The 7,758-nt window shown below is 63.7% G+C and carries 10 protein-coding genes; 2 read left to right on the top strand and 8 right to left on the bottom strand.

All coding sequences use genetic code 11. From position 1 onward, the window contains the following. Nucleotides 1-439, top strand: a 439-nt coding sequence (locus tag EN994_RS10625; RefSeq protein ID WP_164745864.1) for a DUF805 domain-containing protein, incomplete at its 5' end; no start/stop codon positions are given. Here EN994_RS10625 and EN994_RS10620 read toward each other — a convergent pair. The 6 genes from EN994_RS10620 to leuD all read right to left on the bottom strand — a co-directional run bounded on the left by EN994_RS10620 (nucleotide 429) and on the right by leuD (nucleotide 4,889). Further along, nucleotides 429-917: a GNAT family N-acetyltransferase gene (locus tag EN994_RS10620; protein ID WP_063169564.1), complete on the bottom strand. Its 489-nt coding sequence runs from the start codon at nucleotides 915-917 to the stop codon at nucleotides 429-431. The genes EN994_RS10625 and EN994_RS10620 overlap by 11 nt on opposite strands. Before the next feature lie 4 nt (nucleotides 918-921). Then, a complete protein-coding gene (leuB, locus tag EN994_RS10615; RefSeq protein ID WP_063169565.1) occupies nucleotides 922-2,025 on the bottom strand; it encodes a 3-isopropylmalate dehydrogenase in 1,104 nt (367 codons plus the stop codon). 290 nt (nucleotides 2,026-2,315) lie between these two features. Continuing rightward, nucleotides 2,316-2,666 carry a VOC family protein gene (locus EN994_RS10610; RefSeq protein WP_063169566.1) on the bottom strand — a complete coding sequence of 117 codons (351 nt, stop codon included), beginning with the start codon at nucleotides 2,664-2,666 and terminating at the stop codon, nucleotides 2,316-2,318. Between the two features lie 13 nt (nucleotides 2,667-2,679). Beyond that, nucleotides 2,680-3,063, bottom strand: a complete 384-nt coding sequence (locus EN994_RS10605; protein ID WP_063169567.1) for a RidA family protein — start codon at nucleotides 3,061-3,063, stop codon at nucleotides 2,680-2,682. Nucleotides 3,064-3,284: 221 nt separating this feature from the next. Continuing rightward, nucleotides 3,285-4,214 (bottom strand): hypothetical protein, encoded by a 930-nt coding sequence (locus tag EN994_RS10600; RefSeq protein WP_013528788.1) that lies wholly within the window; start codon nucleotides 4,212-4,214, stop codon nucleotides 3,285-3,287. 69 nt (nucleotides 4,215-4,283) lie between these two features. After that, nucleotides 4,284-4,889 (bottom strand): 3-isopropylmalate dehydratase small subunit, encoded by a 606-nt coding sequence (gene leuD / locus EN994_RS10595; protein ID WP_013528787.1) that lies wholly within the window; start codon nucleotides 4,887-4,889, stop codon nucleotides 4,284-4,286. A gap of 128 nt (nucleotides 4,890-5,017) precedes the next feature. Between leuD and EN994_RS10590 the strand changes: the two genes are divergently transcribed. Then, nucleotides 5,018-5,443 (top strand): GNAT family N-acetyltransferase, encoded by a 426-nt coding sequence (locus EN994_RS10590; RefSeq protein ID WP_013528786.1) that lies wholly within the window; start codon nucleotides 5,018-5,020, stop codon nucleotides 5,441-5,443. A 76-nt stretch (nucleotides 5,444-5,519) separates the two neighbouring features. Here EN994_RS10590 and EN994_RS10585 read toward each other — a convergent pair whose 3' ends face one another. After that, a complete protein-coding gene (locus tag EN994_RS10585) occupies nucleotides 5,520-6,686 on the bottom strand; it encodes an FAD-binding oxidoreductase (RefSeq protein ID WP_063169568.1) in 1,167 nt (388 codons plus the stop codon). 29 nt (nucleotides 6,687-6,715) lie between these two features. Next, the coding region (locus EN994_RS10580) for an ATP-binding protein (protein ID WP_127307525.1) at nucleotides 6,716-7,758 on the bottom strand (1,043 nt) is incomplete at its 5' end.

The following is a 7,758-nucleotide window of genomic DNA, read 5'->3' as shown; positions in this document are numbered from 1 at the left end:
GCATTTCGGCCGTTCCTCCGGGCCGGCCGAGCCCACCGATCTCTGGGGCTATTTCTGGCGTGGCGTGACGCAGAACTATTTCAATTTCGCCGGACGTGCCCGCCGCAAGGAATATTGGGGTTATTTCCTGTTCTGGGTGGTCTCGCTGCTTGTCATCGGCGGTATCGGTCTTTTCGCCGACAACGAAATGGGCAATTTCGACAGCAGCGTATCGGCGGCGGTAACCGTCGGCCTTTGCGGCACCTTCGTCCTGGCGACACTGCTGCCCAGCCTCGGCATGACCGTTCGCCGCATCCATGACATCGGCCTCTCGGGCTGGCTTTATCTGGTGGTGCTGATCCCGACCATCGGCAGCCTGATCATCCTGGTCTTCGCGCTGATCCCGACGCAGGCCCGCGAAAACCAGTGGGGACCGGTGCCGGCGGGCGTCAGGGTCTAGGGATGATCGCCTTCAGCGCCTCGCCCGAAAGCCTGAGAAAGACCTTCTGGCCGTGGCGTTCTGCGCCAAGCCGGTCGTAGAAGCGCTGCGCGCCTTCGTTCCAGTCCTCGCTGGTCAGGTCGATGCGGCCGATGCCTTCGCGCAGGCAATGATCGGCGAGAAAGCCGATCAGCGCCCGGCCGACACCAGCGTTGCGGGCTTTGTCGCGCACGAACAGGTCCTTGAGGAACAGCAGCCGCTCGAGATCGATACCGGGATGCGCGATCGCCACCGACGCCAGGCCGCTGACCTCGCCCTCGATGAAGGCGAGCGCGAAATGCGGATAGGCCGGGCTTTCCTCGCCAAGCCATTTTCGTGCCGCAGACAGGGCCCGGTCGGCATCGAGAGGCCGTTGCCGATAATGTTCCGCCATCTCGCAAAACATGGCCGCGAGCGTCGTCGCGTCCTCGATCGTCGCCCAGCGGACGTCGACCGTCACGGTATCAGCCCAGGAATTTGGCGATGATCGCGTCGCCCATCTCAACCGTACCGACCTCGGTCATGCCATCGGACATGATGTCTTTCGTCCGCAGGCCCGCGTCGAGCACGGCGGCGATCGCGCCTTCGACGCGGTCGGCTTCATCGACCATGCCGAAGGAATAGCGCAGGCACATGGCGAAGGAGGCGATCATGGCGATCGGGTTGGCAATGCCCTTGCCGGCAATGTCGGGCGCCGAACCGTGCACCGGCTCGTACAGCGCCTTGCGCTTCTTGGTCTTGGCGTCAGGCGCGCCGAGCGAGGCCGACGGCAGCATGCCGATCGAGCCGGTCAGCATGGCGGCGATGTCGGACAGCATGTCGCCGAACAGATTGTCGGTGACGATGACGTCGAACTGTTTTGGCCAGCGCACCAGCTGCATGCCGCCGGCATCGGCCAGCATGTGGTCGAGCTTGACGTCGGCATAACGCGCCTTGTGGGTCTGGGTGACGACCTCGTTCCACAGCACACCCGACTTCATCACATTGCGCTTTTCCATCGAAGTGACATGGTTCTTGCGGGTCCGCGCCAGCTCGAAGGCGACGCCCGAAATGCGCTCGATCTCGAACGTGTCGTAGACCTGCGTGTCGATGCCGCGCTTCTGGCCGTTGCCGAGGTCGATGATCTGCTTGGGCTCGCCGAAATAGACGCCGCCGGTCAGCTCGCGCACGATCAATATGTCGAGACCTTCGACCACCTCCTGCTTGAGCGAAGAGGACGCTGCCAGTGCCGGATAGCAGATGGCCGGGCGCAGATTGGCGAACAGCTCCATGTCCTTGCGCAGCCGCAGCAGGCCGGCTTCTGGGCGCACTTCATAAGGCACCGCATCCCATTTCGGACCGCCGACGGCGCCGAACAGCACCGCGTCGGCCGCCATCGCCTTTTCCATGTCGGCATCGGAGATCGCCGCGCCATGCGCGTCATAGGCACAGCCGCCGACCAGCCCCTCATCGGTGGCAAATCCGCTGCCGAGCCTGTCGTTCATGACCGCGATCAGTTTCTTGACCTCGGCCATGGCCTCAGGACCGATGCCGTCACCGGGGAGCAGGAAAAGATGCTTCGTTGCCATGGAGAAACCGTCCTGGAAAGATTTGAACCGCGGCCTTGCTAAACGCCAAGCGAGTTGCATGCAAGCAGGAACGCAGCGATCACGGATAACCCGATTCGTTGGTGATCCGTAGCGCCCCCCTCTGCCCTGCCGGGCATCTCCCCCTCAAGGGGGAGATTGGCAGCATTATCGTTTCGCCTCTTCTTTCTGACGTGGAGATTGGCGAACGCCGAGGCGACATCCAATCTCCCCCCTTGAGGGGGAGATGGCCGGCAGGCCAGAGGGGGGCGCTGTCCCGCCGGCATACGTCATCACTGATGCGAGAGAATGTTGACCAGCCGACCGAACGGATCGCGGACGTAGAAGCGCCGCACGCCCCACGGTTCGTCGGCCGGTCCGTATTCGATGGCAAAGCCCGCCGCCTTCATGGCATCGAGCGCCGCATCCACGTCGTCGACCTCGATGGAGAGGTCGGGCACCGGCGTGCCGGAACCGCCTTGCGCCATGAAGCTGACCTGGACATCCATCTTTGCTTGCGAGCCGTAGGTTGCGATCCAGCCGAGATCCATCAGCACGTCGAGGCCGAGCACATCGTGGTAGAAACGCTTCGCCGCCGCGACATCCGCTGTCTCGATATTGGCAACAATGCGCTGGACTTTCATCGTCGGTCGCCCTTCAGGCCGTGCGCCGCAGCGCCGTCACCTCGATCTCGATCTTCATTTCCGGTTTGTTGAGTTGGCAGACGATCATCGTCGCTGTCGGCCTGATGTCACCGAACGTCTCGCCGAGGATCGGGAAGACTACATCCACGAAGGCCTGGTCGGTGATGTAGTAATGCGCCCGCACCACGTCAGCCATCTCGAAGCCGCCGTCCTTCAGCGCCTTGCCGATCGTCGCCAGGCAATTGCGCGTCTGCGCCTCCACCGTCTCCGGCATCGTCATCGTCGCATAGTCGTAGCCGGTGGTGCCGGACACAAAACACCAGTCGCCCTGCACCACGGCGCGCGAATAGCCGGCGGTCTTTTCGAACGGCGAACCGGTGGAGATGAGTTTGCGCATATGAGGGGCCTTGCTTGGGTTGTCGGCCAGCATTAGCAGGCGGAACGGCGCGGGTCGTGGGCCAAGCCAGGCAAACTGTTATCCCGGAAGCGAAGCGCGAACCTCCGAGATTGGTTGAAGCATCCCTTCCGTCGTCATCCTATGGCGGAGCAAGGAGCGTAGCGACGCGGCGCAGACCATAGGATGACGAAAGCGAGGGGGTGCTGCGCAACGCTAAAGCTTTAATTTGCCGCCCCCAGCGCCTTGTCCAACGCCGCCTTCACATCCGCCGGCCATGTCGCCACATCAGGCCAGGCGTTCGGCTGGCCATTGTCGCCGCGGCGCGCAAAATAGAGCCTGTGCTGGGCCGGGTCGACCGCCATGAAGCCGTCATTGCCGCCGCAATCATGCGGCACGCAGCCGCTGGCGTAGAAGGCGCCCGAAGCGGTCTTTTCGGTGCCGCCGCCGACCAGCAGGCTGGTCGCCATGTCGGCCATGTCCTTGCCGAGCAGCTTTTCCGCTTCCTTGTAGACGGCCTCATTGTGGAAGGCGTCGATGATGTTCTGGTACTTTTCCGGATCGATGTCCTTCCAGTCCGTGCCGGGTTCCGGCATGTAGGTCAGATTGCCCGAAATCGTCAGCCCGTCGGTCGGCGACCATTGCAAAGCCGGTTTCTCATCCCCCGGCAACAGGTAGGGCACGAAATAGATGGCGTTGTCGGACACCGCCGAGGGCGGGGCGCCGCACTGGTCCTGCTCGACAGTGGTGCTCTGGATCGTGCCGCCTTCCGGCTTCCAGACGATCACCGTCGCCGGCCCGCATTGGTTGCCGCCGTCGCCGACATCGAACAGCGCCACCTTGACGCCGCCGACCTCGACTATTTTGTCGAAGAAGACATCGTAATTGCTGGCCAGCTGCTTGCCGTCATAGGCAAGCACCTTCTCGCCATACTGTTCCTTCTGGGTGATGGTCAGCGTGCCGCCTTCGAATGGCACCGGGGCCTGCTTGTCGTCATCGGAAGCATCGGCGGCGTTCGTCCCCTGATCGGCGGACGGCTGCTCCGTCGCCGGGGCCGGCTGTGTGGCGGGCGTCTGGGTCTGCGCAGACGCGCTGGCGATTTGCCCCAGCAACAAGGCCAGCCCGCAAAGGCCGGCAAGAAGCGAACGTGTCATGACTGTCCCTCCACTCAGTCGCCGCGAACCGGCCCGAAAGGCCAGATCCACCCGTCCGGAGCGCGCCGCTCAGGCCCAGGGGCGCTGTTCGGCGTTGCGCTTCTCGAACGAAGCGATGGCGCCGGCTTTCTCCATGGTCAGGCCGATATCGTCGAGCCCGTTGAGCAGGCAGTGCCGCTTGAAGTCGTCGAGGTCGAATTTGACCACGCCGCCATCCGGCCCACGGATTTCCTTGGCTTCGAGGTCTACCGACACCGTGGCATTGGAGCCGCGCGAGGCGTCGTCCATCAGCTTCTCGAGATCCTCGGGGCTGACGGTGATCGGCAGGATGCCGTTCTTGAAGCAGTTGTTGTAGAAAATGTCGGCGAACGAGGTCGAGATGACGCAGCGAATACCGAAGTCGAGCAGCGCCCACGGCGCATGCTCTCGGCTGGAGCCGCAGCCGAAATTGTCGCCGGCGACCAGGATCTGCGCCTTGCGGTAGGCCGGCTTGTTGAGCACGAAATCCGGGTTTTCCGAACCGTCGTCCTTGTAGCGCATTTCGGCGAACAGGCCGGTGCCGAGCCCGGTGCGCTTGATCGTCTTGAGATAATCCTTCGGGATGATCATGTCGGTGTCGACATTGACGATCGGCATCGGAGCGGCGACGCCGGTGAGCTTGGTGAATTTTTCCATGGTTTTTGCCCGTGTTTTCGTTGCGGGGGAATTTGCTGAGGCCCGGTTTACACAAAGCCGGCGGCAAATAAAAGGCAACTGTTCGTGCATGGTGGCACAAGCCAGCCCGATGGTGCAATCTGGCGGCCATGGCAGAAAACGCACACGTCCTCTACGAAAGAGAACCCGCGCTCGACATCGCCGAATTCCGTCGCGTGCTGGTCGAATCCGGCCTCGGCGAGACACGGCCGATCGATGATGAAGCGCGGCTGCGGGCGATGCTGTCGGGCGCCAATCTGGTGCTGACCGCGCGCCTTGATATTCAGGGCAAGCCGCTGATCGGCGTCATCAGGGCGATCACCGACTTCTCCTGGGTCTGCTACATCTCCGAACTCGCCGTTTCCCGATCGGCACAGGGGCTCGGCATCGGCAAGGGCCTGATGGACGAGGCGCGCCGGCAGCTTGGACCATCGGTCGCCATCAGCCTGATCTCCATGCCCGATGCCGTCGGCTTCTACGAACGTATCGGCATGAAGCGCATGGCCGACGCCTTCTGGTTCGACCGCAAGGGCTGAGGCTCGCTCGAAATACTCTTCCGCAACCGTGGCGATCCTTCGCGCCAGCGTCAAAAAGGACCTTCCCTTCGCCCGCTCAAATCACATTCAATTCCCGGAACGCCCTTCCCTCCGCCACCCGCTCATACCCGAACGCCGAGCAATCCACCGTGCGATAACCGCCATGCACGATCAGCTCGGCCAGCGCTTTGCCCACTGCTGGCGCCTGCTGCAGGCCGTGGCCGGAAAAGCCGTTGGCGAATAGGAAATTGCCGACGTCGGGATGCGGACCGATCACCGCGTTCTGGTCGAGCGTGTTGTAGTCGTAGTGGCCGGCCCAGGCACGGGTCGGCTTGATCGCCTCGAAGGCGGGAATACGGGTCGCCAGCACCGGCCAGATCACCTCTTCGAACAGTGGCCAGTTTACCTCGAAGTCGCCGGGATCGGGTGCGCAGTCGCCTTCCTCCGGTTCGGCGCCGCCGGTGAGGTAGACCGAGCCTTCCGGACGGACATAGATGCCGGAGGGATCGACCAGCAGCGGCATGTCGGCATATTTCTCGCGCGCCTCGAAGACGAAGACATTGCGCTTGCGCGGCTCGACCGGCAGCTCGAGCCCGGCCATGGCAGCCACCTTGCCGGCGTTAGGGCCGGCGGCGTTGACGACGATGCCAGCCTCCAGCGTCTCGCCATTGCCCAGGCTCACTCCCGTGACGCGGTTGCCATCGCGCGCGATGCCGGTGACATCTGCGGCGATGAAATCGACTTTCTTCTGCCGCAGCGCCTTGCGGAACAGCGTCAGCATCGCATGCGCGTCGAACCAGCCTTCGCCGGTGCGGCCATAGGCGCCGGCTGAAATGCCCTCGGTCGACAGCCATGGGAACCGGCGCACCAGCTGATCCGCGTCCTCCAGCACAATGTCGGCGCCCTCGGCCATCTGCGCCTGGTGATTGCTCCTCAGGATCGGCAAGCCGTCCTCGCCGGCAAGGATGAGGTAGCCGCCCTCGCGAAAGCCGATATCGGCGTCATCCCCGAACTCTTCCTTCAGCCGCCGGAACAGCTTCAGCGTGAACTGCGACAGGCGGATGTTTTCCGGGATCGAGAATTGCTGGCGGATCGAGGCCATGGACAGCGTCGTTGCCGCATGCGCGAATTGCGGATCACGCTCGACCAGCGCGATCGTGCCGGAAAACCCTTGCTCACGCAGGTAATAGGCGACCGAGGAGCCGACGATGGCTCCGCCGATGATGACGATGTCGTAGCGCATGTTCTCTCCGATCCGGCCGATAGTGTCCTTCACGCCACCGGCAGAATGACCTCGAAGCGCGTGCCGCGCTCGCTGTCAACCAGCGCGATCATACCATCATGCGCTTTCAGGAGGGCCAGCACGATGCCAAGCCCCATGCCGGTGCCGCCCTGTTCGCGCCGCGTGGTGAAGAACGGCTCGAAAATGCGCGCCCGGTTGCTCGGCGAAATGCCGGCACCGTCGTCGCTGACCAGGATGCTCGCCTTGCCGCCGGCGCTCGTAGCGGAGACAGAAACCTGCGTCGCGCCATGCCTGGCCGAATTGTCGATGAGATTGGCCAGCACGATAGCCGCGTTCTCGGCCGATATGCGCAATCTGATGTCGCCGCCGGCCCCGATGCTAACCGTGAGCCTGCTATCGACGGGCAGCAGCGACAGTGCCGCACCGAGCGATGTGCTTTCGCCGCTCGGCGCCAGGTTTTCGGCGCGCGCCAGGTCGAGCAGGCGCCGCACCAGCAGATTGAGCCGCCCCGCATCGGTGACGATATTGTTGGAGAAACGCCGCCGCTCCGCATCGTCCATCGCGCCACCGGAATCGCGCAGCAATTCGGCCGCGCCCTGGATCGCCGTCAGCGGCGATTTGAGCTCATGCGAGACATGTGTGGCGAAAGTCTGGACCGAGTCCGACCGTGCCTGAAGCTTCTCGGCCATGTCGAGGAAGGCTGCGGACAGCTCCGCCATCTCTCGCGTGCCGTGGTGGTCGAGCGGCCGGATCGCCGTGCGGTCGCCGGCGGCGATGCGCTCGGTGCGGTCGATCAGCGCATAGATCGGCCGGCTGACGGTGCGCAGGAAGATGAGACCGATGAGCAGCGTGCCGCCGAGAATGGCGATCGCCGCCAACGTCACCTTGCCGCGTTCGCCATAGAGATGCTTGATGATGTTGTTGGGCGTCCGCGACACATAGACGACGCCGGCGACCTGGCCGTCGACAGCGACCGGCAGGGCGACGAAGACACGCACCTTGGTGCCGCGGCTGACCGAATAGAGCGGTGGCGTCGGCTGGTCGGGAATGCGCAGCCTGAGCGCGCTGGCAT

The organism is Mesorhizobium sp. M7A.F.Ca.CA.002.09.1.1 (assembly GCF_003998555.1).
In the GTDB taxonomy this organism is placed as follows: domain Bacteria; phylum Pseudomonadota; class Alphaproteobacteria; order Rhizobiales; family Rhizobiaceae; genus Mesorhizobium; species Mesorhizobium ciceri.
This window is presented reverse-complemented; position numbering and strand designations above follow the sequence as displayed.

Excerpts from the sequence above, each read along its gene's own strand:
- leuB (WP_063169565.1), bottom strand. The coding sequence starts at position 2,025 with ATGGCAACGAAGCATCTTTTCCTGCTCCCCGGTGACGGCATCGGTCCT.
- EN994_RS10610 (WP_063169566.1), bottom strand. The coding sequence starts at position 2,666 with ATGAAAGTCCAGCGCATTGTTGCCAATATCGAGACAGCGGATGTCGCG.
- EN994_RS10605 (WP_063169567.1), bottom strand. The coding sequence starts at position 3,063 with ATGCGCAAACTCATCTCCACCGGTTCGCCGTTCGAAAAGACCGCCGGC.
- EN994_RS10600 (WP_013528788.1), bottom strand. The coding sequence starts at position 4,214 with ATGACACGTTCGCTTCTTGCCGGCCTTTGCGGGCTGGCCTTGTTGCTG.
- leuD (WP_013528787.1), bottom strand. The coding sequence starts at position 4,889 with ATGGAAAAATTCACCAAGCTCACCGGCGTCGCCGCTCCGATGCCGATC.
- EN994_RS10590 (WP_013528786.1), top strand. The coding sequence starts at position 5,018 with ATGGCAGAAAACGCACACGTCCTCTACGAAAGAGAACCCGCGCTCGAC.
- EN994_RS10585 (WP_063169568.1), bottom strand. The coding sequence starts at position 6,686 with ATGCGCTACGACATCGTCATCATCGGCGGAGCCATCGTCGGCTCCTCG.